Origin of the sequence: Microbispora bryophytorum, assembly GCF_006874465.1 — a bacterium.
GTDB classification, from domain to species: domain Bacteria; phylum Actinomycetota; class Actinomycetes; order Streptosporangiales; family Streptosporangiaceae; genus Microbispora; species Microbispora bryophytorum.
The window spans coordinates 55,025-80,238 of record NZ_VIRL01000005.1; the positions used below are offsets into that span (position 1 = coordinate 55,025).

Consider the following 25,214-nt stretch of genomic DNA (forward strand, 5'->3'; position numbering starts at 1 on the left):
GATGAACCGCGAGACAGCTCTCGAACGCCTGCGCGCCGCCGCCGAGGCCGGCCGGCCCATCATCGGAGCCGGCGCCGGCACCGGCCTGTCGGCCAAGGCCGCCGAGACCGGCGGCGTCGACCTGCTCATCATCTACAACTCGGGCCGCTACCGCATGGCCGGCCGGGGGTCGCTCGCCGGGCTGCTTCCGTACGGCGACGCCAACGCGATCGTCGTCGACATGGCCAGGGAGGTCCTCCCGGTCGTGCGCGACACCCCCGTGCTGGCCGGGGTCTGCGGCACGGACCCCTTCCGTCTCATGGGCCCTTTCCTCGACCAGCTGAAGGCGATGGGCTTCGCCGGCGTGCAGAACTTCCCCACCGTGGGCCTGTACGACGGCAAGTTCCGGCAGAACCTCGAGGAGACGGGGATGGGGTATCGGCTCGAGGTGGACATGATCAGGGAAGCGCGGCGGCGTGACCTGCTCACCGCCCCCTACGTCTTCGACGCCGAGCAGGCCGCGGCGATGGCCGAGGCCGGAGCCGACGTCCTCGTGCCCCACGTCGGGCTGACCACGAGCGGCAGCATCGGCGCCGAGACCGCCCTCACCCTCGAAGAGGCGGCCGCCGCGGTGCAGGAGATGCGCGACGCCGCCGTCGCGGTCAACCCCGACGTCATCGTGCTGTGCCACGGCGGTCCCATCGCCGAACCGGAGGACGCCCAGTTCGTGCTCGATAACACGAACGGGATCGCGGGCTTCTTCGGGGCCTCGTCGATGGAGCGCCTCCCTACGGAGAAGGCGATCGCCGCCCAGGCGACCCAGTTCAAGCGCCTCCGGCTCGGCGGGCCGATCTCGGGATGAGCGCGCGCATCACCCCGAGCGGGTAGGCCCGCTCGTCTGCCGCAACGCCACCGGCGCGATCGACAAGGCCACGCCGGTGCGGGAGGATCTTGACCCGTCCGGAGGCGAAACCTAGCCTTCTTGGAAGCGTTCGCCCATCCCGCCCGCGACACGGTCCGCGAAGGAGAGTCATGCGGCTTTCTGTGGAATTCGCCTCCGGTCGTTCCGGGACAACGGAGCTCGCCTGGGGGCAGCGGGACATATGGGAAGCCATCGACGGTGTGGGGCCGGACAGCGCGCACTATTTCAACGTGCCCCGGGTCCTGTCCGTCCCGCGTGCGGGCGGCCCGCGCCCTCCCCGGGTCGTGGGGGCCGCCCTGGCGGCGGTGATGGGCCGCCACGACGCCCTGCGATCCCTGGTACGGATCGGCGCGGCCGGGCCGTACCAGGAGGTGGCGGCGGCCGGGACCGTGTCGATCGAGCTGGTCGAGGCGGCGCACGGCGACGCGGACGACGCTGCGGCGGACCTCGTCGACCGCCTGGCCGGTCGATCCTTCGGCGACGGCGAGCAGCCGCTGCGCGCCGGTCTCGTGGTCTGCGACGGCGCCGCCACCCATGTGGCGCTCGTGCTCAATCACGTCGTCGCGGACTGGCGCGCGGCCGATGTCGTGGTGCGCGACCTGCGGATGCTGCTCCTCCGCGGGACGATCCCCCGGCCGCCGTCGCTGCAGTTGCTCGACCTGGTGCGGGATGAGGAGGCGGCGTCGGCCCGTTCCGAGCGGATGATCGCGCAGTGGGAGACGCTTCTCCGGACCGTGCCGTCCGGCATGTTCCCGAAAGCGGTCGCGGCGGGCGCGACGCCGAGGTACGCGCGGGCCGTGCTGTCCTCGCCCCGGCTCAACCACGCCGCCCAGGTGCTCGCCGGCCGTACCGGTGTCAGCACCGCCACCGTCCTGCTGGTGGCGGTCACCATGCTGCTGCGGGAGCTGACCGGGCACGAGGTGTGCGCGATCACCCCGATCGTGCACAACCGCTTCAGCGACCGGACCCGGGACCTGGTCACCAGCCTGAACCAGCTGGGCCTTTTCACCCTGGGCCCAAGCGGAAGCCTTTCCGAGACCCTGGTGAGCGCCTATCCGGCCGTTCTCGCCTCCTATCGTCGCGCCCGCTTCGACTCGCTGGCTCTGAAGGCGATGATCGACCGGATGAGCGCCGACCGGGGCGTCCCCATGTTCCCGTCGTGCTGTTTCAACGACCTGCGCCTTGGCGAGGATCCGGGCGGCGCCGGCCCCGAGGACGGGGAGTCCGAGCTGGAGTGGCTCCCCAGCACGGACAAGCGCAGCTGCGACTTCTGTGTGGCCTTGATGCGCTGGAAGGGCACGCTCGGCGTGGAGTTGATCGCCGACACCACCCGTCTGCCCAAGGGCGAGATAGCCGCCCTGCTGCACCGGCTGGAGTCCTTCGTGGTCGGCGCGGCTCAGCCGTCCTCCTAGAAGGGTCGTCCTCCTAGAAGGGAGGGCTCGCGACAGCGCCGCTCGACGGCGAGGGCCGGGCCGTCCTCCTTTCGCGGGGTGGCGGTGACCACGCCGCCGATGGCGGGGTCGTATTCGGCGCGCACGATCTCGATGGCCTGCGTCGTGGCCGTCCTGGGCGTACGGGGCCTTGCCGCGACCAGCCTGCACCGCCTTCACCGAGCGGCCGCCTGACCGTCTCCCGGCCACCGCCCGTCAACTCGCGGCCTCCTCATGCGGGCCGGGTGGTAGGTGAAGGTCCAGCGGTCGGTGCCGGTCTTGTGGCGGGTGTAGCGGTCGGGGTGCTGGTAGCGGTCGCGGTTGTGGAACTGGCAGGCCGGGCCGAGGAGTTTCAGGTCGGTCAGGCCGCCGGTGCTCCAGTTGTCGGCGTGGTCGATCTGGCACATGGTGGCGGGCAGCGGGCAGCCGTCGATCCAGCAGGTGGCGTAGCGGGCGTAGACGCGCCCGTCGCTGGGCCGGGGTGGCCAGGCGAACCTTGCGGCCCATGTCCAGCACCTGCCCCTCGGCGTCCATCACCAGCCGCACCAGCGCGGAGGTGCGGGCCAGGCGATGCACACTGGAGACCGGCAGCATCTGCCCGGTCGCCAGCAACAACCCCGGCGCCGCCCCCCACAGCGCCCCCGGCACCGCCCCGAGCAGCGTCTCCGACGCTGTTCCCGCTGGCCTCCCCGGCGGCGTCCGGGGCGCTGTCCCCGGGGGTGTCCCCGGCCCCGGCTCGCCCGGCGGTGTCCCCGGCTCCGGCCACGACGCGCCCGGCGCCGTTCCCGGCTCTGACTCCGATGGCCTTCCCGGCTCCGCCTGCGGTTGCCTCCCCAGCTCCGGCGCCCCCGGTGCCGCGCCTTGCCCCGTCCCTGCCGCCGACTGCTCATTGTGTACGTCGTTGTGGCATTCGGGCGTGCCCTGCGCATGCCGGCAGTCCCCCGCAGGCTGGTGCCCGGCGTGAGTGTGATGCGCGGCGGCGTCCTCAGGGGGAGGGTCCGGCCATTGCGCTGCGTGGGACTGCGCTGCGCTGGGAGGCGCCGCGTGTGGAGGCGCGCTACCACCGTAGGTAGGCCATGCTGTTCTGGCGCGCATTGTCCCGGTGTGGGCCGCGCCACGGTCGCGGGCTCGATCCTTGGTGGGTGCGGTGTTGTCGCTCTCAGCGGAGGCCGTGCTCGCGTCACCAGCACCACCGCCCTCGGCCGGGGCGGCGTTCGCGGTGTCGTGATCGCCGGCCCGCTGCTCACGAACCCCGCGCCCACCGGCCTCGTGCTCACTAGTCCCGCGCTCACAGGCTCCGTGCTCGCGGGTTCGGTGCTCGTCGGCCTCGTGCTCGCAGGCCTCCTGTTCGTCAACTTCGGGGTCGCGAGACTCCTTTTCGCAGGGGGCGGTGGCGGCCAGGTCAAGGTCGGTGCTCCCGGCGGCGGTGTCCGCGGCTGCATCGGCATTGGCATCGGCTGCCGGACCGGCTGCCGCCTCGGCATCGGCTGCCGGGGTGGCTGCTGTTGCGGCCTCGGCGGTGTCGGGGTCACGTGGCTGGTAGTGGCCCTCACCCCGAGCAGGCGTGGCAGCACCGGTCATGCCCGCGTCGCCCACATCGCTGGGGTGCGCGTCGCCGGGGTCGTCGTCGCTGAGGTTGCCGGGGTCGGCGTCGGTGGGGATGGCGTCTTCGACGTCGCTGTCTTCCACGGGGCAGGGCCCGTCAACGCTTCCAGCGTCGCCGAATGCGCCAGTGTCCTCGCTGCCCCACCCATCCTCACTGTCCGCACCCTCGGCATCCTGAGCGTCCCGGCCGTCCCCGGCGCCCTGCACGCCCTCGCCGTTTTCGGCGTTCTCGCCGTCCCGGCCGCCCTCGGCGCGGTGCGCGCCCTGGGCGTCCCGGCCGTCCTCGGTGTCCTCAGCACCCTGCGCGTCAGCGTCCTCGGCCTCTTCGGCGTTCTCGCCGCCCTCGGTGTCCTCGGCTCTGTCCTGACCCTGGACGTCCTCGGCGTTCTCGGCATCCTGGGCGTCTTCGATGTCTTCGGGGTGGTCGGGGCCGGGGCCGGGGCCGGGTTCGGGGGCGGGGTCTTCGGGGTGGTCGGGTTGGGGGTCGGTGGGGAGAGATTCGGCGTTGACCAGGACCAGGAGCTCGGCGACGATCTTCTGCTCCATGAGCGCGATGAACGCATCCGCCTGGCGGACCCGCAGCGGCCGGTCATCGCCCTCCGCGCGTGGCTTGGCGTAAGCATCCAACAGCGCCCGCAACCGCGCGGCCGCCTCACGCGGCAGATAGAACTCCCCCTCCAAGCCCCCACCCGCAGTGGGGCGGACCCGCAGAAACCGCCGCCCGTAGTCCGCCCGCTCGTCCCGCTCCTCACCGTCAGGGTCGAGCACCGCCCGCAGATACCGCCCCGCCTTGGCCACCTCCGCCGGCCCCGCCTTACCCGCCAACTCCAGCAAAATCGGCTCAGCCAGCCCCGCATGCTCATCGCTCAACCGCGCGGTGGCCGTACAGATCGCCTCCACCACCCCCGCCGACAACACCCCGGCGGCGAACTTCTCCCGCACCTTCGGCAGGCGGGCCAACTCCACCGCCAAGGTCAGCAGACGGCCCGCCCCCGCCACGCTCATCCCGGCGGCGGTGCGCAGCCAACTGCGGGTGGAGGCATGCCCATGCTGTCTGGCCTGCCCCGCCCGATGCACCTTCCCCACCCGATCGGCAAGAGCGCACGTGATCCGATCCCGCGCGAACAGCAAATCCTCGGCCTCGACCACGCAGATGTCCGCATCGCCCGGCAACGCCGCCAACGCCAACGCCTGCGCCGGCTCACGCAACGAACCCACCAACACCCACGACGACCGAGCTCGCTCGGCACCCCCAGGCCCGGCACCCCCAGGCCCGGCATTCGCGGCACAGTCGTCGGTGGTCCCGTCATTCTGACCATGGGTCGTATCGCCATTACGCGGACCATTTCCCCGGCCCCCGGAATCGCGCTTCTCGGGTTCAAGCGGAAAGGGGCCAAAGGAGTATTTGTCGCGTGCGAGCGAACTGTTGAACGACCACAGCGGCGAATCGGCGATGAGCCGATCCCACCAGCCGTCATCAGCCTTATTGGTACGACGAGGGCGATCGGGATCCAGATTGAATAGATCCATCTCACCCTCCTCCGTGATTCGAAATCTTGTGCTAATTCTTTCACTCGGTCTTTGTGGGAAGCAACTGGCGGAACGGATTAGTTGGAGTTACAGGTGTATTCGAGCGGCTTCGCGGGAGAAAACGCCGCAAAGCGCACGTCCCGTCGAGGATCGTTATGAACGCACCGACGAGGATCACTGGGAGGGCGAGCCAGCGGCAGCGCCCCAGCACAGCGGTCCGGCACGGCGCCCCAGCGCAGTAGGTTCCGGCACGGCGGTCCCGGCACGCGGCCCCAGGGCGGTGGTCCCGGCACGGTGGTCCCAGCACAGCGGTCCGGCACGGTGGTCCCGGCACGGCGCCCCCAGCGCACCGGTCCCAGCACAGTTGGTCTCGGCGCGGCGCCCCAAGCACAGCGGCCCCGGCACGGCGGTTCCGGCCGGCTCCGTTGGGGAAGAGGACCTGCTTCGTCTCCTGGTCGTGGTGGAGGTCCCGGCCGGAGCCGGTCCGGTCACGGTGGACAGGGCCGGAATCGGCCCGATGCCGGCGTCGCGAGTGCCGGTTTCCTGACTGCCGGGCCGCGCGCCGGGAGCCGCCGATTCCGGGGCGCGGCGCCCGGCGCGGTAACCTCAACCGTCCTAACGCTGTTTGGGAGCACGGATGGCCTGCACGCACGACCGCACCACGACGACCCGCGCCCGCGCCGACAGGGGGATCCTGCGATGAGCACCGCCACAAGTGAGGCGGCCCGCCGCCGCACGTTCGCGGTGATCAGCCACCCGGACGCCGGAAAGTCCACGATGACCGAGGCGCTCGCCCTGCACGCCTCGGCGATCACCCAGGCGGGAGCCGTACACGGCAAGGCCGGCCGGCGGGGCGTGACGTCCGACTGGATGGAGATGGAGCGGGCCCGCGGCATCTCCATCACCTCGGCCGCGCTGCGCTTCGACTACCGCGGCCACATGTTCAACCTGGTCGACACCCCCGGCCACGCGGACTTCTCCGAGGACACCTACCGCGTGCTGGCCGCGGTCGACTGCGCGGTCATGCTGCTCGACGCGGCCAAGGGCATGGAGCCGCAGACCATGAAGCTGTTCGAGGTCTGCCGTCACCGTCGCATCCCCGTCATCACGTTCGTCAACAAGTGGGACCGGCCGGGCCAGGAGCCGCTGGAACTGCTCGACGAGATCGAGGAGCGCACCGGCCTGCGTCCCACGCCGGTCACCTGGCCGATCGGCGTCGCGGGAAACTTCCACGGCGTGGTCGACCGGATGGAGGGCCGCGCGGTTCGCTACACCCGCACCCCCGGCGGCGCCACGAAGGCGCTGGAGACCGAGCTGACTCCCGAGCAGGGCGCCGCCGAGCTCGGGGCCGACTGGACCCGCGCGTGGGAGGAGACCGATCTGCTCGCCGCGATCGGCGCCGAGCACGACCAGAAGGCGTTCGAGGCGCACGAGTCCACGCCGGTGCTGTTCGGCGCGGCGCTGTCCAACTTCGGCGTGGCCCGGCTGCTCGACGTGCTCGTCGACCTCGCCCCCGCCCCGGCGCCCCGGCCGGACGTCGAGGGAACCGTCCGGCCGCTGGACGCGCCGTTCTCCGGCCTGGTCTTCAAGGTGCAGGCCAACATGGACCCCGCCCATCGCGACCGGATCGCGTTCGTCCGGGTCTGCTCCGGCCGGTTCGAGCGCGGCATGGTGCTCACCCACGCCGCCACCGGCCGCCCCTTCGCCACCAAGTACGCCCAGTCGGTGTTCGGCCAGGAGCGCGCCACCATCGACGAGGCGTACCCGGGAGACGTGGTCGGGCTGGTGAACGCCACCGCGCTGCGGCCCGGGGACACCCTCTACGAGGGGAAGCCGGTGGAGTTCCCGCCCATCCCCAGCTTCGCCCCCGAGCACTTCGCCGTGGCCCGGTCCCGGAGCACCGCCAAGTCCAAGCAGTTCCGCCGGGGCATCGACCAGCTCGACGGCGAGGGCGTGATCCAGGTGCTCCGCTCCGACCTGCGCGGCGACCAGGCCCCCGTGCTCGCCGCGGTCGGGCCCATGCAGTTCGAGGTCGTGCAGCACCGCCTGGCCACCGAGTTCGGCGCGGAGATCATCCTCGACCGGCTGGAGTACACCCTCGCCCTCCGCACCGACGCCGAGTCCGCGGAGGTGCTGCGGCGCCAGCGCGGCGCGGAGGTGCTCTCCCGCAGCCGCGACCAGGCCCTGCTCGCCGTGTTCACCGACCAGTGGCGCATGCGCTCCATCCAGCGCGAGCACGAGGGCCTGACCCTGGAACCGCTGATCGCCGGCCGGGGCATCCCCGGCGCGACCGGCTGAGCGGCGGCCGCACGCGCCGCGGCCGCACGCGCCGGGCCCGGATCACACGGGCGCCCTTCACGTCCCCAGGCGTACGGGAAGACGGGTGAGGCGCCAGGAGAACGGGAGGAACTGCCGGTCGAGATCCTCCGGCGCGACGGCGAGTTCGAGCCGGGGGTGGCGGCGCAGCAGCGCGCCGAAGGCCACCTCGCCCTCCTGGCGGGCCAGCGCCGCGCCCAGGCAGTAGTGCAGGCCGTGGCCGAAGCCGACGTGGACCTCCTTGTGGCCGTCGGGCTCGCGGGTGATGTCCAGCCGGTCGGGATCGTCGAAGCGCCGGGGGTCGTAGTTGGCGGAGACCAGCACCGCCATCACGGGCTCGCCCCGGCGCACGGTCATGCCGCCGAAGTCGACGTCCTCGGCCGCGTACCGGATCCGGGTGCCCTGGACGGGCCCGCACCAGCGCATCAGCTCGTGGACGGCGCGCGGCAGCAGTCCCGGGTCGGTCCGCAGCGCGGCGAGCTGGTCCGGGTGGGTCAGCAGGGCGGCGGTGCCGTTGCCGATGAGGTGGGCGGTGGTCTCGTGCCCGGCGAGGACGAGCGTGAGGACCATGGTGACCATCTCGGTGTCGGTCAGCCGGTCGCCGTCCTCGTCGTGGGCGCGGATCAGACCGGTCAGCAGGTCGCCGGCCGGCTCGGCGCGGCGGCGGGCGATGAGCTCCTGGATGTAGGTCACCATGTGCCGCAGCGGCTCGGCCACCGCTCCCGGTTGGAGCGAGACCAGGCTCCTGCCCCACTCCCGCCACAGCGGGCGGTCCTCCTCGGGGATGCCGACCAGCTCGCAGATGACGGTGATCGGCAGCGGGTAGGCGAAGTGCTCGATCAGGTCGGCGGCGCCGTCCTCGGCGTGGCCGGGCAGCCGGTCGAGGAGCTCCTCGGCGATCTCCTCGACGCGGGGGCGCAGCTCCGCCACGCGGCGGGCGGTGAAGGCGCGCGAGACCAGCCGGCGCAGCCGGAGGTGGTCCTCGCCGTCGGCGTCGAGAACGCTGTCCAGGATGTACGCGGCGTATTCGCGGGGGATCCCGCGGGCCTCGATGAGCTGCTCGCGGATGTTGTGCACGTCCGCTCCCGGCACGTTGGCCGGGTTGTTGACGAACCGGCGGTCGCTCAGCACGGTCTTGACGTCGTCGTAGTGCGTGACGAGCCAGACCGGGGAGTCCAGGCCGGGGAAGGAACCGCGCACCATCGGGGCCTGCTCCCGCAGACGCGAGTAGCCCCCGAACGGGTCGCGCACCAGGTCCGCGTCGAAAAGGTTGACGGGTCCTGCCGTGCTGGAAGTGCTCATGCCTACCTCCACGTGTCAGGTGCGTTCGTGCCGGTGGATCTCCCGTGCGGTCGGTACAGCCGAGTTCAGCCGGTCGAGCAGGCACTGGTAGATCGCGTTCACCCGCGGCGCCGCCGCCCGGACGCTCTCCGGCGGCCCCGGGAGCTCGAAGGCCGCGCGGACGACGTGCGCGATCATGTCGGCGTTGTCCTCCAAGGCGGGCACGGTGGACGGCGACAGAGGCTCGATCGTGACGAAGCCGGTCAGGATCGACTCGTACGCGTGGACCTGGAGGGCCGAGGACTGCGCAGTGCGGACCAGGCCGTGCTCGCGCAGCACCTCGACGTGCGCCAGGAGCGCGCGATCGCGCGCGTCGAGCAGGTCGGGCAGGTTCTCGGCGGTGCTCCTGCTCAGCGTGCCGAGGGTGTCGCCGTCGCCGAGGAGCGTCGCACGGAAGATCGGCTCCTCGTGCATCCACAGGTACGTCGACCTGGCCACGCTGCTGAGCAGGACCGCGGAGGGGTCGGCGCGCATGCCGGCGGCGAAGCGCTCGATGATGCGGGCCTCGGCCCGTATCAACACCGCGAGGAAGAGCAGCTCCTTCGTGCTGAAGTGCAGGTAGACGGTGCCCTTGCCGACGCCGGCCCGCCGGGCCACGTCCTCGACCGTGATGCGCGGGTATCCCCAGGCCACCAGGAGCTCGCCCGCGGCGTCCAGGATGCGCTCGGCCCGCCGCTCGCGCTCCCGCGGGGCGGAGGCCGGGCCCGCCGGTCCGGAGTCGAGGTCCGTCATCGCGCCCCCTTCGCCGCCGCCGTGACCGAGATGACGATTCCGGTCACAAAGTCGACCGTACGCCGTGGAGGGCGACCGGGCAAGGCCGAAGTCACCCGGCCGGGCTCAGTCCTCCAGGCAGGCCGGCAATGACTCAAGGTCGCGCATCAGCCGCTCGGTGCGGGCCGGGCCGTACGCCGCGAGGATCGCCCGCTGGTGTTCGGCGATGCCCGCCTCCAGGCGGGCGAGCAGGTCGCGGCCCCGGTCGGCGAGGAAGACCGCGACCTTGCGGCGGTCGGCCGGGTCGTGCCCCCGGTAGACCACCGCGCGTTCCACCAGCCGGTCCACCGCCTTGGTCAGCGTGGGGTGGGGCATCAGCGCGGCCTCGGCCAGATCGCCCATCGAGTGCCCGCGCCCGTCCGCGAGCGCCTGCAGGATGCGCCACTGCTCGACGGTCACGTCCTCGGTGGCGAGCGCGGCGGCCAGCCCCCGGTTGACGCTGCGTTCGGCCCGGCTGAGCAGATAGGCGAGGGACGACCCGAGGCCGGTCACCGGTTCGGTCAGGGGATACTCGTGCACGTGGCCGATCCTGTCACAGTCGTCATCGACTCTCTTGAGGCTCATCTGCTGCCCGCGGACACGCTCCGCGTCGCGCTGGTGGTGCCGGTCTCCGGCGTGCTCGGCCTGCTCGGGCCGGGAGCGATCAACTGTGCCCTGCTGGCCGCCCGGGAGGTCAACGCCGCCGGTGGAGTGCTGGGCAGGCCGGTCGAACTCGTGCTCGTGGACGGGGGCCGCGGCCCGGCCGCGGTCGCCGGGGAGGTGCGCGGCCTGGTGCGCTCCGGGGTCGTGGAGGCGGTGGTCGGCACTCACGCCAGCGACGTGCGCGTCGCGGTCGAGCAGGCGCTGGGAGGCGCGGCCCCCTTCGTCTACACCCCGCCGTACGAGGGCGGCGCCCGCCGTCCGGGCGTCTACTACCTCGGCGAGTCCGCCTCGCTGCAGGTCGGCCCGGGAATCGACTGGCTGGTGGAGCACCGGCGGGCCCGGCGCTGGTTCCTGCTCGGCAACGACTACGTCTGGCCGCGCCTGGTGCACGCCTCGGCCCGCGGGCACCTGCGCGCCCGGTCCGCGACGGTCGTGGGGGAGCGGCTCGTCCCACCCGGGACGGGCGCGATGGACCGGCTGCTGGAGCAACTGGTCACCGTGCGGCCGGACGCCGTGCTGCTCACTCTCATCGGCAGCGACCTGATCGCGTTCAACCGGGCGTTCGCCGCGAGCGGTCTCGGCTGCGAGCGACTGTGCGGCGCGCTGGAGGAGCACGGCCTGCTCGCCGCCGGGGGCGACACGACCGGTGGGCTTTACGCCGCGATGGGCTACTTCGGGGGCATCGCGACCGACGCCAATCTCAGTCTGGCCGAGCGGTACACGGCGATGTTCGGCCCGGAGGCGCCGCTGCTGAACGGGCACGGGCACGGCTGCTACGAGGGGGTGCTCATGCTGGCCGCCCTGGCGCGGCGCGCGGGCACGCTGGCGGTGCCGGCCGTCGAGGCGGTCGCCGACGGCACGACGGTCGTGTCCGGGCGCGGCCCGCTCACGCTGACCGAGGGCCGGGTGCGCCAGCGGGTGTACCTCGGCCGGGCCGACGGGCTGGACTTCGAGGTCGTGACGTCGCTGATGTACCCGATGTAAAACTTCCACCAGAAACCTTTTCGTTTTCAAGGAATGCCCCTATCGTACGGCTCTGCCCCCGTGCGTTTAGGAGCGGATCCATGTCCTCCCCACAGTCAGAGGCGCCCGGCGTCGAGCGCTTCGGTTACCAGCAGGAGCTGCGGCGCTCGCTCGGCTTCGCCGACCTGCTCATCTACGGTTTGATCTTCATGGTGCCGATCGCGCCGTTCGGCATCTTCGGCAGCGTCTTCCAGTCGTCCGGCGGGATGGTGGCGCTCGCCTACGTCATCGGCATGGTCGCGATGGCGTTCACCGCCCTGTCGTACGCCCAGATGGCCCGCGCGTTCCCGATGGCGGGCTCGGTCTACACCTACGCCGGCCGGGGCATCGCCGCCCCGGTCGGCTTCCTCGCCGGCTGGGTGATCCTGCTCGACTACGTGCTCGTGCCGTCGCTGCTGTACCTCGTGGCGAGCGCGGCCATGACGTCGTTCGTGCCCGGCGTGCCGATCTGGGTGTGGCTGATCGCCTTCATCGTGCTCAACACGGTGGTCAACTACCTCGGCATCGAGATGACCGCCCGGATGAACAAGATCATGCTGGTCGCCGAGCTGATCGTGCTGGCGATCTTCCTGGTCGTCGGGGCCGTCGCCCTGGCGCAGGGCAAGGGCCACGGCGCCGCGCTCAGCCCGCTGTTCGACTCCTCCACGTTCTCCTGGCCGCTGGCGTTCGGGGCCGTGTCCGTGGCGGTGCTGTCCTTCCTCGGGTTCGACGGCATCTCGATGCTCGCCGAGGAGAGCCGCGAGAGCAGCCGCCGGCTCGGCCGCTCGATGGTCTTCGCCCTCGCCCTGGCCGGCGCGCTGTTCGTCGTGCAGACCTGGGTGGCGGCGCTGCTCGCCCCCAACCGCGCCGACCTGCTCACGAAGGGCGACCCGGCCGGCACCGCGTTCTACGACACCGCGGAGTACGCCGGAGGCCACTGGCTGAGCGTGCTCACGGCCGTCGCGACCGCCGTGGCCTGGGGGTTCGCGAACTCGCTGGTCGCCCAGGCGGCCACCTCCCGCCTGCTGTTCGCGATGGCCCGCGACCGCCAGCTCCCGGCGTTCCTCGGCAAGGTGCACCCCAAGCACAGGGTGCCGGTCAACGCGACGTTCCTGGTGGCCGGGGTGTCCCTGGTCCTCGGCCTCTACATGAGCTCGCGCGACGACGGCATCACGCTGCTCGGCACGCTGGTCAACTTCGGCGCGATGACCGCGTTCCTCGCCCTGCACGTCTCGGTCGTTGTCCACTATGTCGTCCGCAACCGCAGCCGTGACTGGTGGCGGCACCTCGTGGCCCCCGCGATCGGCTTCCTGATCCTGCTCTACGTCGTGATCAACGCCAGCATCGCCGCCCAGGTGCTCGGTTTCGTCTGGCTGGCCATCGGCGTCGTGATCCTCGCCGGCTCCTACATGATGGGCCGGCGCCCCACCCTGTCCGCCGTCACCCCGGAGGCCAACGAGTGAACGTCGTGTCCTACCGTCCCCGCCCCGACGACCTGTCGTACACCTTCGGCGGCCGCCCGGCCGTCGAGTCCGTCGCCCCCGGAGCGGTGCTGGAGCTGTACACCGAGGACTGCTTCGGCGGCCGGGTGCGCGGCATCGCAGACCTGCCGTCGCAGGTCTGCGAGTTCCCCTATCTGAATCCGGTCACCGGCCCGTTCCACGTCGAGGGGGCCGAGCCCGGCGACACCCTGGCCCTCCACTTCGTCTCCATCGAGCCCGCCCGCGACTGGGCGGTCTCCACGACGTTCCCGCACTTCGGGGCGCTGACGAGCACGCACACCACCCCGACGCTGCAGCCCCCGCTGGAGGAGGCCGTGTGGATGTACGAGGTGGACGCCGGGCGGCGGACCGTGCGTTACCGGGCCCGGCGCGGCGACTTCGCCGTCGAGATGCCGCTCGACCCGATGCACGGGACCGTGGGCGTCGCCCCGGCCGCCGCCGAGGCGCGGATGACCATCACGCCGGACGCCCACGGCGGCAACATGGACACCCCCGAGCTGCGGGCCGGGGTCACGGTCTACCTGGGCGTCAACGTTCCCGGCGCGCTGTTCGCGATCGGCGACGGCCACTGCCGCCAGGGCCACGGCGAGGTCTGCGGCACCGCCGTCGAGGCGGCGATGAACACCGTCGTGGCCGTCGAGCTGATCAAGGGCGTCGCCACGCCGTGGCCGCGGCTGGAGGACGACCGCCACATCATGTCGACCGGCTCGGCCCGGCCGCTGGAGGACGCCTACCGCATCAGCCAGCACGACCTCGTCACCTGGGCCGCCTCCCTCACCGGCCTCGACGAGCTGGACGCCTACCAGCTCGTCAGCCAGGGCGGACAGGCTCCGGTCGGCAATGTCTGCGACACCAACTACACGATGGTGGCCAAGCTGCCCAAGGCGTACCTGGGCGACCCGGACGTGTACGGCTCCGCGCACGCCCGCCTGCGCGCCCTCGGCGAGGAGTACCTCAGCCGTTGAGGAACGCCCGGCTCAGAGCCAGCCGTTGTGGCGGGCGACCCGGACGGCCTCCATGCGGTTGCGGGTGCCGGTCTTGGTGATGCACGCCGACAGGTGGTTGCGTACGGTGCTCTCCGACAGAAAGAGACGGCGGGAGATGTCGCCGGCGGCGGAGCCGTCGGCGGCGGCGGTGAGCACCTCACGCTCCCGCGGCGTCAGCGGGTTCGGCCCGGCGCTCAAAGCGGCCGTGGCCAGGGCGGGATCGACCACGATCTCGCCCGCGAGCACGCGCCTGATCGCCTGGGCCAGCTCGCCGACGGGCCGGTCCTTGACCACGAAACCGCGGGCGCCCGCGTCCAGCGCCCGGCGGAGGTAACCGGGCCGTCCGAACGTCGTGACGATGACCACCACGCACTCCGGGAGGGCGGCCCGCAGGTCCGCGGTCGCGTCGAGCCCGCTGCCGCCGGGCAGCTCGATGTCGAGCAGGGCCACGTCTGGCTTGACCCGCAAGGCGGTGGGAACGATCTCGCCCGCCGTCGCGACCTGCGCGACGACCTCGAAGTCGTCCTCCAGGTCGAGCAGCACGGTGAGCGCGTCGCGCATCATCGTCTGGTCCTCGGCGATCAGCACGCGGGTCACAGGCCGTCCTCTCCGTCGTCGTCCACGCCCGCGTGCGGGATCTCGGCGGTGAGGACGAACCCCTGCGGCAGGCGGGCGGCGGTCAGCCGCCCGCCCGCGGCGGCCAGGCGCTCGCGCAGCCCGCGCAGGCCGCTGCCGTCCTCCTCGCCGGCGGCGCCGCCCGCGCCGTCGTCACCAGGGCCGTCGTCGGTGATCTCGACCAGGACCGGGTCGCGGTCGCGGCGCAGCGTGATGACGCAGCGCCGGGCGCCGGAGTGCCGCACGACGTTCGTGATCCCTTCCCGCACGACCCAGCTCAGCAGCATGTCGGTCTCCCGCGACAGCGCCGGCCCCGACTCCTTCACCACGCAGTCGACGCCGGCCGTGGCCAGGGCCGCCCGTGCGCTGTCGAGCTCGAAGGCGAGGCTCGCGTCCCGGTAACCCGTGACCGCCTCGCGCACCTCGGTCAGCGCCTGCCGTCCGATGGCCTCGATGTCCGCGGCGTGCCGCATGGCCGCCTCCGTGTCGCGCGGGGCCAGCCGCCGCACGGCCTCGGCCTTGACCACCACCATCGAGAGCGTGTGGCCGAGCAGGTCGTGCAGGTCGCGGGAGAAGCGCAGGCGCTCGGCCGAGACGGCGGCGACGGCGAGCTTCTCCCGGGTCCGGCCGAGTTCCTCGATCACCTCGGCCATCCGGCGGAAGCCGTACGTCGTGATCCCGGCGAGGAAGGTGGTCAGCGCGGCGCCCCACAGCGCCTCGCCGAACGAGCCGTCGTGCACCGGGACGATCGCGGCCAGCGCGGCCGTGACGGCGATGAGCGGCGGCGCGGACCGAACCCGGAGCACGAGCGCCACGGCCACGGCGAGCAGGGAGAACAGCGTCTGCCACCCGTTCGTCCGGTAGGCCAGGGACGCCGTGATCGTCACCGCCGCGAGCAGCGCGACGAAGGCTACGGGCAGGGGCCGCACGGCGGGGCGGGCCAGGTGAGCGGTCACCACGGCCCCCACGAACGACAACCCCGCGGCGGCCACCAGGGTCAAGGCGGGCCAGGAGGGATCCGCCGACACCGCGACGGCGCCCGGCGCCAGCAGCAGGAGGACGGTCAGCCCGAGCGCGGGGGCGAGCAACCGGGCCGGCACCCGTGCGGGGAGCCGAATGGGCAGCCGGGGCCGGAAACGGCCCGGCCGGGCGTCCCCGGGCCCGCACTCCTCCGCCCACGCCGCCGCCTCTGTCATGACCGTCATTATCGTCTGCCTCCGGCCCAGGCGGGCAGGGCGGAATATCGCTTTCCTGGCAGTACGAATCACCCGGGTCTTCGGTCCCACGCGGCCGGGACCTCCGCACCTGGAGAAGTCGCCGGAGCGCGTCGCAGCCTGGCCTGGGGGTGCCTGCGATGAGACGGTGCAACGAGGAGGTCGCCGGGCTGCTGCAGGAGTACGCCGACCTGATCGCGATCACCGGAGGTGACGCGTTCAAGGTGCGGGTCTACGAGAAGGCGGCCCGGTCGGTCGGCGGGTACGGCCGCGAGATCGACGGCATGGACGCGGCGGCCCTGCGGGCGATCCCGAACGTCGGCGCGTCGATCGCCGCGAAGATCGACGAATACCTGCGGACCGGGTCGATCCACCAGTTGGAGGAACTGCGGACGAATATCCCCGCCGGGGTGCGCCTGCTGACCACGATCCCCACGCTCGGGCCGAAGAAGGCCATGGTCCTGTATCACGAGCGGGGCGTCGACTCGATCGAGAAGCTGGAGGACGCCATTCACGCCGGGGCCCTGGAGGGGCTGCACGGGTTCGGGACGAAGACCGAGGAGAACCTGCTGCACGGCATCGAGGTGATGCGCAAGACCGGCAGCCGGGTGCACATCGGGATCGCCATGGCGGTCGCCGAGGAAGTCGTCCCCGCGCTGTCGGCCGTGCCGGGCTGCGAGCGGTGCGCGTACGCCGGGTCGCTGCGGCGGATGAAGGACACGATCGGCGACGTCGACATCCTGGCCTCGGTGGGCGACCCGGCCGACGACTCTGCCGCCCTGATGGCGGCCTTCACCGCGCTGCCGTACGTCACCGAGGTGATCGCCCACGGCGAGACGAAGAGCTCGGTCCGCACGGCCGCGGGACTCCAGGTCGACCTGCGGGTGGTGCCGAGGGACTCCTGGGGAGCCGCGCTGCAGTACTTCACCGGGTCGAAGGCGCACAACATCCGCACCCGGGAGATCGCCGTGCACCGGAAGCTGAAGCTGTCGGAGTATGGCGTGTTCGACGTGGCGACCGGCGAGAAGATCACATCGGCGGACGAGGCGGAGGTGTACGGCATGCTCGGCCTGCCGTGGATCGAGCCGACGCTGCGCGAGGACACCGGGGAGATCGAGGCCGCGCTCAGCGTGGGGCTCCCGAGGGTGGTGACCTCGACCGACATCCGCGGCGACCTGCACACCCACACCGACCTGACCGACGGGCTCGCGCCGCTGGAGGAGATGGTCGAGGCGGCCGCGGCGCGCGGCTACGCCTACTATGCGGTGACCGACCACGCGCCCAACCTCTTCATGCAGCGGATGACCGACGAGAAGGCGCTGCAGCAGCGCGAGCGGCTCCGCCGCCTCGGCACGGCCCGCCACGGCATGACGCTGCTACACGGGTGCGAGCTCAACATCGGCCCGGAGGGCGAGGTCGACTGGCCGCCGGAGTTCCTGGCCGGGTTCGACCTGTGCGTGGCCTCGGTGCACTCGCACTTCACCCAGCCGCCCGAGGAGATGACCCGGCGGCTGATCCGGGCCTGCGAGAACCCGTACGTGAAGATCATCGGTCATCCGACGGCGCGGATCATCGGCAGGCGCGAGCCGGTGGACGCCGACTGGCCGAGGGTGTTCGACGCCTGCGTGCTCACCGGGACGGCGCTGGAGATCGACTCCTTCCCCGACCGGCTCGACCTGCCCTCGGGCCTCGTCCGGCGTGCCGCCGACCGGGGCGTGCTGTTCTCGATCGACAGCGACGCGCACGCCGTGCCGCACCTCGACGTCATGCGGTACGGCGTCGGCACCGCGCAGCGCGGCTGGCTCACCCCCGACCGGGTGATCAACACCTGGCCGGTGGATCGGCTGCGGGAGTTCCTCCGCCCGGGATGAAGGGGCGCGCTGCCGCGCCCTGCTCACTCCGGTGGCTGCCGCTCTCGTGGAGATGCCACACCTGCGGTGCGCAGGTCCGCGATGCTCCGGCGCTCTCGTGCGGGGAGCGTCGTGTCGCTTCGGAGCGGAACTCCGATGGCCGTCATCGTGAGGATGCGCCAACCGGGCCTGACGCCGAGCCGGTTGTGCAGCCCTTCGAGATCGAAGGCGCGGAACTGCCGGCAGGACAGGCCCATGGCGTGGGCCTGCACGGTCATGTGCGCCACCGCCTGGCCGAGGTCGTAGTCGGCGAACTCGGAGTAGAGCATGCCGGTGTCGTCGACCTCGCGGCGAGCCATGTTGACGACCAGCGCGCCGGCGGCGGGCGCCCATCGGCGCGAGCTTCCAGCGAGGTGTTCGACAAGTTGACCGTGTCCGTCCTCTTCCCGGCGGCGCAGATGGAACGACCAGGGCTGAGCGTTGCCGGCGGAGGGAGCCCACCGGGCCGCCTCCAGCAGGGTTTCGACGTCCGAGCCGGACAGCACATGGCTGGGGTCGAAGCGCAGAGGACTGAAGCGCCCCTGCAGGGCCGATGTGAGCTGCGGGGCGTTCATCCCTGACACCGCCCGGACGGTCCGATGATTGGTGCGCGCCGCCGGTCGGCGCTCTCGCCGGTCACGAGGAACGTCCTGCGTGATCCTCGTCCTGGTCCTCCTCCAGCACCCGCTGGGCGACGGCGAACGCGGCGTTGGCGGCGGGAACCCCGCAGTAGATCGCGGTCTGCAGCAGCACCTCTTTGATCTCGTCGATGGTGAGCCCGTTGCGCCGCGCGGCCCGCACGTGCATGGCCAGCTCCTCCAACTGCCCGCGGGCCACCAGGGCGGTGAGGGTGATGCAGCTGCGGGTGCGGCGGTCCAGCCCCGGGCGGGTCCAGATCTCCCCCCAGGCGTACCGGGTGATCAGGTCCTGGAAGTCCGCGGTGAACTCGGTGATCCGGGCCTGCGCCCGGTCCACGTGCGCGTCGCCCAGCACCTCGCGGCGCACCCGCATGCCGTCCTCGCCGCTCATGCCGTCCTCCAGCGGGTGGTCAGATGCCGCGTGATCGCCTCGTTCACGACGTCCGGGCGTTCGGCGGTGGCCAGGTGGGCCGCCCGCGGCACGACCAGCAGCTCGGCGTCCGGGATGCCCCCGGCCAGGACCTCGGCGTGCGCGGGCGGGGTCGCCGGGTCCTCGGCTCCGGCGATCACCAGGGCGGGCGCGCGGACCTCGCCGAGCCGGTCGCGGACGTCGAAGATCGCCAAGGCGTCGCAGCACGCGGCGTATCCCTCGGGGTCGGCGTCGCGGAGCATGTCCAGGTAGCGCTCGGCGTGGGGGAAACCCGCCGTGAACCACCGTCTCCTCGTCGCCTCGGCCAGCGGTTTCGTGCCCTCCGCGCGGACCAGCGCGGCGCGCTCGTGCCAGCTTTCCGCCGTGCCGAACCGCGCGGAGGTGCAGCACAGGACCAGGCTCGCGACGCGGTCCGGCGCGCGCAGCGCCAGCGTGGTCCCGACGGCCCCGCCCAGCGACACCCCCGCGTACGAGACCGACTCCAGGCCGGCGCGGTCGAGCAGCGCCAGCACCCCGTCGGCGAGGTCGTCCACGGTCAGATCACGCGTGGGACCGGAGGCGGCCGGCGAGCCGCCGTGGCCGGGCAGGTCGTAGCGGAGCACCCGCCAGGTGCGCGTGAGTGCGGGAAGCTGCGGCTCCCACAGGTCGAGCGTCGTGCCCAGCGAGGGCCCGAGCACGACGACCGGGGCGTCCGGCGGCCCGTCGAAGCGGTGGTGCAGGATCATGATGCCTTTTCCTCGTGGTGCTCCAGAGCCCGGTCGACGAGGGCGGGCGCCGCCCCGATGCCCGGGTCCTCCCCATGCTCGGCCAGCACGGCGAGTAGATGATCGAGATTGTGCCGCATGCGCTCGGGGAACACCTCCAACCCCTCGGCCAGCTCGGCGGCCGTCCCGGCCGCGCCGCCGGCCAGGCGCAGGCACTCGCGCAGCGGCTGCCACTCGGCGTGCCAGCTTCCCGCGGGCCGCTCGTGCTCGGCGACCCGCGAGGCGAGCAGGATCTGCGCGAGCGCGGGCGTCTGCAGCGCCGCCGACCTGATCATCGTGGCGAGCACCGGGTTGCGCTTGTGCGCCATCGCCGACGAGCCGCCCCGGCCCGGCGCGGAGGGCTCGGCCACCTCGCCCACCTCGCTCTGCGCCAGCAGGATCACGTCGGTGGCGAGCTTGCCCAGCGCGCCCGTCACGGCGGCGAGCGCGCAGGCCAGGTCGGTCACGGGCGTGCGCAGCGCGTGCCAGGGCAGCACCGGCTCGGCCAGCCCGGTCTCGGCCGCGAACAGCGGCAGCAGCTCCAGCGCACGCTCGCCGTACCCGGCCATGGTGCCGGCCGCGCCGCCGAGCTGGACCGGTAGCCGCACCGCCGCCAGGCGGTCGAGCGCGTCGCGGCAGCCGACCAGCCACCCGGCGGCCTTCAGCCCGAACGTGGTGGGCACCGCCTGCTGCCCGAGCGTGCGGCCCGCCATCGGGGTGTCCCGGTGCTCGCCGGCCAGCCGGGCCAGCGCGGCGAGCGTCAGGCCGAGGTCGCGCAGGATGGTCTCGCGGGCCCGCGCGGCCACCAGCATCGCCGCCGTGTCGAGGATGTCCTGGCTGGTGGCGCCGTGATGCACCCAGGATCCCGCCTCGCCTGCGGCGGCCCGCAGGTCCATGACCAGCGGCACGACGGGGTTGCCGGCGTCCCTGGCGCGGCGGGCGAGGCCGGCGGGGTCGTAGCGGTCCTGCCCGCTCATGGCCACGGCCGCCTCGGCGATCGCGGCGACGGCCCACTCGGGGACGACGCCGAGGCGGGCCTGCGCCCGCGCGAGGCAGACCTCCGCCTCCAGCATCGCCCGCAGCCAGGCGTCGTCGGCCGTGACCGCCGCCACCTCCGTGCCCGCCCACACCGGGGACAGCAACCCCACGTCGGAACCCGCGTCAGAACTCAAGGAAGACCGTCTCCTGCTCGCCCTGCAGCCGTACGTCGAACCGGTAGACGCCCTGCCCCTCGGCCTGGGCGAGCAACGTCGCGCGGCGGACCGGGTCGAGGGAGTCGAGCAGGGGGTCGGGCGTGTCCGCGAGGTAGACGCGGGTCCACACCGGCTTGAGCAGGCCCCGCGCGAAGACCAGCAGCGCGGCGTACGGCCGGGCGGGCGGCGCGAGGCGGAACCGGTAGGAACCGTCGGGGGCGGTGCCGCATCGCCCGAAGCCGGAGACCCCGCTCCCGCCGCGGCCGAGGGCGCCCCGATCGCCGCCTTCCCCGGTCCACAGCTCCAGCAGGGCGTCGGGCACCGGCTCGCCGGCGCCGTCGAACACCCGGCCGGTGATCGTCACGGCCCCCGGATGGCCCTCGGGGACGAGCTCCCAGTCGGCCGCGTACGGCAGGGCGAACCCGAAGAAGGGGCCGACGGTCTGCGAAGGGGTGGTCACGCGTCCTCCATCGGGGTACGGCCGAGCACGACGTCCCACCGGTAGCCGAGAGCCCACTCCGGCTCGGTGATGTCCAGGTCGAACGTGGCGACGAGCCGCTCGCGGGCGGCCGGGTCGGGAATGGACCGGAAGATCGGGTCGAAGGCGAACAGCGGGTCGCCGGGGAAGTACATCTGTGTCACCAGGCGCTGGGTGAACGCCGTGCCGAAGATCGAGAAGTGGATGTGCGCGGGCCGCCAGGCGTTCGGGTGGTTGCGCCAGGGATAGGCCCCCGGCTTGATCGTGACGAACCGGTAGCGGCCCTCGCCGTCGGTCAGGCACCGGCCCGCGCCGGTGAAGTTGGGGTCGAGCGGAGCCGGGTGCTGGTCGCGCTGGTGGGCGTACCGGCCGGCGGCGTTCGCCTGCCAGAGCTCCACCAGCGTGTCCGGGATCGGCCAGCCCGAGGCGTCAAGGACCCGCCCGGTGACGATGATGCGCTCGCCGAGGGGCTCGCCCGCGTGGCCCGCGGTCAGGTCGGCGTCGAGCGGGTCCACCTCGCCGCGGCCGAAGACCGGGCCGGTCAGCTCGGCCGCCTCCGGGTCCTCCTTCATCTGCAGCGGCGGCCGGGACGGCGCCCGCAGGACCGTGCTGGCGTAGTCCGGGTGCAGGTAGGGGGGGTGCGTCACGATGTCTCCTCTTGGTAGGGCAGGCCCACGTAGTTCTCCGCCAGCGTCGTCCCGGCCGCGTCGGAGGACGTCACGTAGTCGAGGTAGGAGGTCTGCAGCCGCCGGGCGTAGGCGTCGTCGGACTCGAACGTGTGCAGCAGCGTCGTCATCCACCACGAGAAATGCTGGGCCCGCCACACCCGGGGCAGGCAGGCCGTCGAATAGCCGTCCAGGGCCTCCGTCGAGCCGTCGGCGAACAGGCGCGCCAGCGCCTCGGTCAGCACGCGGACGTCGGCCACCGCGAGGTTGAGCCCCTTCGCGCCGGTCGGCGGCACGATGTGGGCCGCGTCCCCGGCCAGGAACAGCCTGCCGTACTGCATGGGCTCGGCCACGAAGCCGCGCATGGGCGTGATCCCTCTTTCGACGATCTCGCCGGTCGCGAGGGTGAAGCCGGGCACGGTCTCCAGCCTGGCCCGCAGCTCGGCCCAGATCCGCTCGTCGGGCCACGCGGCGAGGTCCTCGTCGGGGGCCACCTGCAGATAGAAGCGGCTGATCTCCGGGGTGCGCATGCTGTGCAGCGCGAAGCCGCGCTCGGTCCGCGAGTAGATCAGCTCCTCCGACGACGGCTTCACCTTCGCGAGGATGCCGAGCCAGGCGAAGGGGTAGTCGCGCTGATACTCGGTCAGCACGCCCTCGGGGATCGACGGCCGGGACACGCCGTGGAAGCCGTCGCACCCGGCGATCACGTCGCAGTCCAGCCGCTCGCCCCCGAAAGTGAGGTACGGCCGGTCGGTGTCGATGTCGTGCACGGCCACGTCGTCCACCTCGAAGCGGACGTCGCCCCCGGCCGCCAGCCGGGCGGCGATCAGGTCCTTGACGACCTCCTGCTGGCCGTACACGGTGATGGCCCGTCCGGGCACCAGCCGTTCGAAGGCGATGCGGTGGCCCGCTCCGCCGTACCGCAGCTCGATGCCGTGGTGGGGCAGGCCCTCCCGCTTCATCCGCTCGCCGACGCCCGCCTCGACGAGCGTGTCCACCGTGCCCTGTTCGAGCACCCCCGCCCGCACCCGCCGCTCGACGTACTCCCTGCTGCGGCGTTCGAGCACCACGGACTCGATTCCGCGCAGATGGAGGAGATGGGAGAGCAGCAGGCCGGCCGGTCCTGCTCCGATGATCCCGACCTGAGTTCGCATGGCCCAAGCATCGGGAAGCACCCGCCGTCCCGCGTAGGCTTTGCTTCTACTGAGTGGAAGAAGGGGTCACATGGCCGGCGGCGCACGCGATCCGGGGCGTTCGGTGACGTCGCGGGTGCTGGCCGTTCTCGGCGCCTTCGACGCCCGCCACCCGCGGCTCACGCTGACGGAGATCGCCGGCCGGACCGGCATGGCGCTGAGCACCGTTCACCGGCTCGTCGCGGAGCTGGAGGAGTGGCGCGCGCTGCGCCGCGGCGCCGACGGGCGCTACCAGATCGGCCGCCGCATGTGGGAGCTGGGACAGCTCGCTCCCGACCCGCTGCAGGAGGTGGCGCACCCCTGGCTGCAGGAGCTGTTCGGCGGCACCGGGGAGAACGTCCACCTGGCGGTGCGCGACGGGGTCGAGGTGCTCTACGTCGACAAGGTGTACGGCAAGCGGGCCGTGCCGATCGTGTCGCGGACCGGCTCGCGCCTGCCCATGCACCCGACCGGCGTCGGCAAGGCGCTGCTGGCCTTCGAGCCGGGCTGGTTCGTCACGTCCTACCTGTCCCGGCCGCTGGAGCGGCCGACCCCGCACACCGTCACCGAGCCGGGCCGGCTGGCCCGCGAGCTGTCCCAGGTGCGCGCTCAGGGATACGCGACCACGCACGAGGAGATGACGCTCGGCTCCTGCTCGGCGGCCGCGCCGGTGCTGGTCGGAGACCGGCCCGTCGCGGCCGTCGGCATCGTGGTCTCCTCCAGGCGGGTGCGCGAGCTGCCCCGCCTGGTCGATCCGCTGCTGGCCGTCGCGGCCCGCATCGCCGGCGACTACCGGGCCGCCGTCACCGGCGATGCCTGAATCGATCAACGTTCGTTAAGATCGGCGGCGAACGTGAGAAACGGAGATCGCGGGTGAGCCGGGACGAGGAAGCGCTGAAGGCCATCGACTTCTCCACGCCGAGTGTGGCGCGGATCTACGACTGGTGGCTGGGCGGCAAGGACAACTTCGCGGTCGACAGGGCCGCCGCCGAGAAACTCCTCGAACTGGTCGGCCCCGACGGCCGCCTGGTGATCAGGCAGAACCGGGAGTTCCTCGGCCGCGCCGTCCGCTTCCTCAGCGAGTCGGGCATCCGGCAGTTCCTCGACCTCGGCACCGGCATTCCCACGCGGGGCAACGTCCACGAGGTCGCCCACGAGATCGATCCCGAGGCGACCGTCGTCTACGTCGACAACGACCCGATCGTCGCCGCGCACGGCCGGGCGCTGCTGACCGGCAGCGGCCGTACGGGCGTGGTGCAGGCCGACATGCGCGACCCGGACGCGATCGTCGAAAGCCCGATCACCACGGAGCTGATCGACTTCGCCGAGCCGGTGGCCGTGCTGCTCGTCGCCGTGCTGCACTTCGTGGACGACGACGACGCCGAGCGCGTCGTGGCCCACTTCCGCGAGCGCATGGCCCCCGGCAGCTACCTCGTCATCTCCCACGGCACGCAGGGCCGCCTGAGCGAGGACACGATCACCGGGGCCCGGGCGGTGTACGAGAAGTCCACGGCCGCGCTGCGCGACCGCACGCCCGAGCACATCGCCCGGTTCTTCACGGGGTTCGAGCTGGTCGAGCCGGGGCTGGTCGACGTGGCCGACTGGCGCACCGACGGCGGCTTCGTCGAGCACAGCAAGGGCGGCTACGTCCTCGGCGGCGTCGGCCGGCTGGCCTGACCGGCCCGCGGGCAGGCTTCCTGGCGGACCTCGAACGTGACCCGCGGCGGAACCCGCAGCGTGGTGCAGACGGCGCAGTGCTCCAGGACCGACAGGAGCGAGGCGCGCAGCCCCGCGGGCAGGCCGGGGGCCTCCACCGACAGCTCGATGGAGTCGATCCGTCCCGGGCAGACGCCCAGGTCGTAGCGCGCGGTCACGCCCACCCCGGCGGGCAACTGGCGCTGGCGCAGGTAGCGTTCGGCGCAGCAGGCGACGCCGGCGGCCACGCTGCCCACGAACAGCTCGGCCGGAGTGGGGCCGGTGTCGCTCCCGCCGACGTCCGCGGGCTGGTCGGCGCGGACCACGTGGCGCCGGACGCGGACGTCGAACCGGTCGGCTCCGTGCCAGGCGACCCGGATGACGCCGTCACGCGGCTCCCTCATGGCGCACCCCCGCGTCCATTGGGCTCTATCCGAGTATGTCCGTCGCCGACGG

General features: G+C 72.6%; 24 protein-coding genes. 10 read left to right on the top strand and 14 right to left on the bottom strand.

Going from position 1 to position 25,214, the window contains the following annotated elements; genetic code table 11:
• Position 1: 1 nt before the first annotated feature.
• The 3 genes from FLX07_RS12220 (at position 2) to FLX07_RS38360 (ending at position 2,526) form a co-directional block, all read left to right on the top strand.
• Positions 2 to 841 carry a phosphoenolpyruvate hydrolase family protein gene (locus tag FLX07_RS12220; protein WP_142570760.1) on the top strand — a complete coding sequence of 280 codons (840 nt, stop codon included), beginning with the start codon at positions 2 to 4 and terminating at the stop codon, positions 839 to 841.
• Between the two features lie 170 nt (positions 842 to 1,011).
• Positions 1,012 to 2,313: a condensation domain-containing protein gene (locus tag FLX07_RS12225; RefSeq protein ID WP_142570763.1), complete on the top strand. Its 1,302-nt coding sequence runs from the start codon at positions 1,012 to 1,014 to the stop codon at positions 2,311 to 2,313.
• Between the two features lie 78 nt (positions 2,314 to 2,391).
• Positions 2,392 to 2,526: a hypothetical protein gene (locus tag FLX07_RS38360; RefSeq protein WP_263407627.1), complete on the top strand. Its 135-nt coding sequence runs from the start codon at positions 2,392 to 2,394 to the stop codon at positions 2,524 to 2,526.
• Positions 2,527 to 2,547: 21 nt separating this feature from the next.
• Here FLX07_RS38360 and FLX07_RS38365 read toward each other — a convergent pair whose 3' ends face one another.
• The gene (locus FLX07_RS38365) at positions 2,548 to 5,466 is read right to left on the bottom strand and encodes a DUF222 domain-containing protein (protein WP_167748214.1); all 2,919 of its coding nucleotides are present in this window, start codon (positions 5,464 to 5,466) and stop codon (positions 2,548 to 2,550) included.
• Positions 5,467 to 6,165: 699 nt separating this feature from the next.
• Between FLX07_RS38365 and FLX07_RS12240 the strand changes: the two genes are divergently transcribed.
• Positions 6,166 to 7,764 carry a peptide chain release factor 3 gene (locus FLX07_RS12240; protein ID WP_142570765.1) on the top strand — a complete coding sequence of 533 codons (1,599 nt, stop codon included), beginning with the start codon at positions 6,166 to 6,168 and terminating at the stop codon, positions 7,762 to 7,764.
• Positions 7,765 to 7,821: 57 nt separating this feature from the next.
• On the opposite strand, the gene FLX07_RS12245 is transcribed toward FLX07_RS12240, so the two are convergent.
• The 3 genes from FLX07_RS12245 to FLX07_RS38370 form a co-directional block, all read right to left on the bottom strand.
• Positions 7,822 to 9,084 carry a cytochrome P450 family protein gene (locus tag FLX07_RS12245; RefSeq protein ID WP_142570768.1) on the bottom strand — a complete coding sequence of 421 codons (1,263 nt, stop codon included), beginning with the start codon at positions 9,082 to 9,084 and terminating at the stop codon, positions 7,822 to 7,824.
• A gap of 15 nt (positions 9,085 to 9,099) precedes the next feature.
• Entirely contained in the window at positions 9,100 to 9,855 is a 756-nt protein-coding gene (locus tag FLX07_RS12250) for a TetR/AcrR family transcriptional regulator (protein ID WP_142570770.1), read from the bottom strand.
• 105 nt (positions 9,856 to 9,960) lie between these two features.
• Positions 9,961 to 10,413 (bottom strand): MarR family winged helix-turn-helix transcriptional regulator, encoded by a 453-nt coding sequence (locus tag FLX07_RS38370; RefSeq protein WP_268239459.1) that lies wholly within the window; start codon positions 10,411 to 10,413, stop codon positions 9,961 to 9,963.
• Here FLX07_RS38370 and FLX07_RS12260 point away from each other — a divergent pair, their 5' ends adjacent.
• The 3 genes from FLX07_RS12260 (at position 10,414) to FLX07_RS12270 (ending at position 14,005) form a co-directional block, all read left to right on the top strand.
• A complete protein-coding gene (locus tag FLX07_RS12260; protein ID WP_142570774.1) occupies positions 10,414 to 11,520 on the top strand; it encodes a substrate-binding domain-containing protein in 1,107 nt (368 codons plus the stop codon).
• Positions 11,521 to 11,600: 80 nt separating this feature from the next.
• Positions 11,601 to 13,001 (top strand): APC family permease, encoded by a 1,401-nt coding sequence (locus FLX07_RS12265; protein ID WP_142570776.1) that lies wholly within the window; start codon positions 11,601 to 11,603, stop codon positions 12,999 to 13,001.
• On the top strand, positions 12,998 to 14,005 hold the full coding sequence (locus tag FLX07_RS12270; protein ID WP_142570778.1) for an acetamidase/formamidase family protein: 1,008 nt from the start codon (positions 12,998 to 13,000) through the stop codon (positions 14,003 to 14,005). The genes FLX07_RS12265 and FLX07_RS12270 overlap by 4 nt, the downstream gene beginning before the upstream one ends.
• Before the next feature lie 12 nt (positions 14,006 to 14,017).
• Here the strand turns inward: FLX07_RS12270 and FLX07_RS12275 are convergent, their stop codons facing one another.
• Positions 14,018 to 14,623 (bottom strand): response regulator transcription factor, encoded by a 606-nt coding sequence (locus FLX07_RS12275; RefSeq protein ID WP_142570780.1) that lies wholly within the window; start codon positions 14,621 to 14,623, stop codon positions 14,018 to 14,020.
• Positions 14,620 to 15,837, bottom strand: a complete 1,218-nt coding sequence (locus tag FLX07_RS36995; protein ID WP_208762180.1) for a sensor histidine kinase — start codon at positions 15,835 to 15,837, stop codon at positions 14,620 to 14,622. Before FLX07_RS36995 ends, FLX07_RS12275 begins: the two co-directional genes overlap by 4 nt.
• Positions 15,838 to 15,995: 158 nt before the next feature.
• Between FLX07_RS36995 and polX the strand changes: the two genes are divergently transcribed.
• Complete coding sequence (polX, locus tag FLX07_RS12285) at positions 15,996 to 17,726, top strand: DNA polymerase/3'-5' exonuclease PolX (protein WP_142570782.1); 1,731 nt, start codon at positions 15,996 to 15,998, stop codon at positions 17,724 to 17,726.
• Between the two features lie 23 nt (positions 17,727 to 17,749).
• Here polX and FLX07_RS12290 read toward each other — a convergent pair whose 3' ends face one another.
• From FLX07_RS12290 to pobA, 7 genes are all read right to left on the bottom strand, one after another.
• Entirely contained in the window at positions 17,750 to 18,319 is a 570-nt protein-coding gene (locus FLX07_RS12290; protein ID WP_142570784.1) for a nitroreductase family protein, read from the bottom strand.
• A 61-nt stretch (positions 18,320 to 18,380) separates the two neighbouring features.
• Positions 18,381 to 18,773, bottom strand: coding sequence for a 4-carboxymuconolactone decarboxylase (gene pcaC, locus FLX07_RS12295; RefSeq protein WP_142570786.1), 393 nt, complete (start codon positions 18,771 to 18,773; stop codon positions 18,381 to 18,383).
• On the bottom strand, positions 18,770 to 19,537 hold the full coding sequence (gene pcaD / locus FLX07_RS12300; protein WP_142570789.1) for a 3-oxoadipate enol-lactonase: 768 nt from the start codon (positions 19,535 to 19,537) through the stop codon (positions 18,770 to 18,772). Before pcaD ends, pcaC begins: the two co-directional genes overlap by 4 nt.
• Positions 19,534 to 20,727 carry a 3-carboxy-cis,cis-muconate cycloisomerase gene (pcaB, locus tag FLX07_RS12305; RefSeq protein WP_208762181.1) on the bottom strand — a complete coding sequence of 398 codons (1,194 nt, stop codon included), beginning with the start codon at positions 20,725 to 20,727 and terminating at the stop codon, positions 19,534 to 19,536. The genes pcaD and pcaB overlap by 4 nt, the downstream gene beginning before the upstream one ends.
• Positions 20,717 to 21,208 carry a peptidase associated/transthyretin-like domain-containing protein gene (locus FLX07_RS12310; protein ID WP_142570791.1) on the bottom strand — a complete coding sequence of 164 codons (492 nt, stop codon included), beginning with the start codon at positions 21,206 to 21,208 and terminating at the stop codon, positions 20,717 to 20,719. Before FLX07_RS12310 ends, pcaB begins: the two co-directional genes overlap by 11 nt.
• A complete protein-coding gene (pcaH, locus tag FLX07_RS12315) occupies positions 21,205 to 21,873 on the bottom strand; it encodes a protocatechuate 3,4-dioxygenase subunit beta (protein ID WP_308424385.1) in 669 nt (222 codons plus the stop codon). The genes FLX07_RS12310 and pcaH overlap by 4 nt, the downstream gene beginning before the upstream one ends.
• Complete coding sequence (pobA, locus tag FLX07_RS12320; protein WP_142570793.1) at positions 21,870 to 23,045, bottom strand: 4-hydroxybenzoate 3-monooxygenase; 1,176 nt, start codon at positions 23,043 to 23,045, stop codon at positions 21,870 to 21,872. The genes pcaH and pobA overlap by 4 nt, the downstream gene beginning before the upstream one ends.
• A gap of 70 nt (positions 23,046 to 23,115) precedes the next feature.
• On the opposite strand from pobA, the gene FLX07_RS12325 reads away from it, so the two are divergent.
• The gene (locus FLX07_RS12325) at positions 23,116 to 23,883 is read left to right on the top strand and encodes an IclR family transcriptional regulator (protein ID WP_142570796.1); all 768 of its coding nucleotides are present in this window, start codon (positions 23,116 to 23,118) and stop codon (positions 23,881 to 23,883) included.
• Between the two features lie 53 nt (positions 23,884 to 23,936).
• Positions 23,937 to 24,740 carry an SAM-dependent methyltransferase gene (locus tag FLX07_RS12330; RefSeq protein ID WP_142570798.1) on the top strand — a complete coding sequence of 268 codons (804 nt, stop codon included), beginning with the start codon at positions 23,937 to 23,939 and terminating at the stop codon, positions 24,738 to 24,740.
• Here FLX07_RS12330 and FLX07_RS12335 read toward each other — a convergent pair.
• Positions 24,707 to 25,162, bottom strand: a complete 456-nt coding sequence (locus FLX07_RS12335; protein WP_142570801.1) for an OsmC family protein — start codon at positions 25,160 to 25,162, stop codon at positions 24,707 to 24,709. The genes FLX07_RS12330 and FLX07_RS12335 overlap by 34 nt on opposite strands.
• Positions 25,163 to 25,214 lie beyond the last annotated feature (52 nt).